Annotated in this window: 1 tRNA gene; it reads right to left on the reverse strand. The window is 62.1% G+C overall.

Annotated features, from left to right (window positions below):
- Positions 1-31 precede the first annotated feature (31 nt).
- Positions 32-105 (reverse strand) — tRNA-Tyr (locus AC5ZG1_RS44250).
- Positions 106-488: the final 383 nt, after the last annotated feature.

The raw sequence follows: 488 nt of genomic DNA on the forward strand, positions 1-488 counted from the left end.
CGGAGTTCCCCCGGCCCATCAGAAACGAAATTGGAGCCGGCTGCCGGATGAACCAGCAACCGCCACGCCTACAACGCGGGCCCTCTCCCGTTGAGCTAAGTCGGCTGATGGCTCGTACAGGCAGGACATTGGTACTGTCCTAATCGTCCTAATTGCCGCACTCGCCGACCTACGCTTCACGCGCCACGGTACAATAGTGCACTGACTTCACAGCATCGAGGTGCTTGTCTTAGCGAGCGACCTCTCGCGCTGGTCGTCGGCTCCTCTGCCCAATGGCGAGCCGAGAGGGAGCGACGCCCCGGCGCGATCCCCTGCGATTTGACGCCGGGGCCGTCCGCTCGGGAAGGTGCGCGAGCACTCTTGCAGCAGGCGCGACAGTTTGTGGTCTCGTACATCCGCATTTCACCCGAGCCGCAGTACCGAGCATTGGAAGCTCATGGAAACCAAACGCAAGCGCAACCGAGCCAAGCAGACCACTTCACTCCAGG

The sequence above is a fragment of the Bradyrhizobium sp. Leo78 genome, from assembly GCF_059512425.1.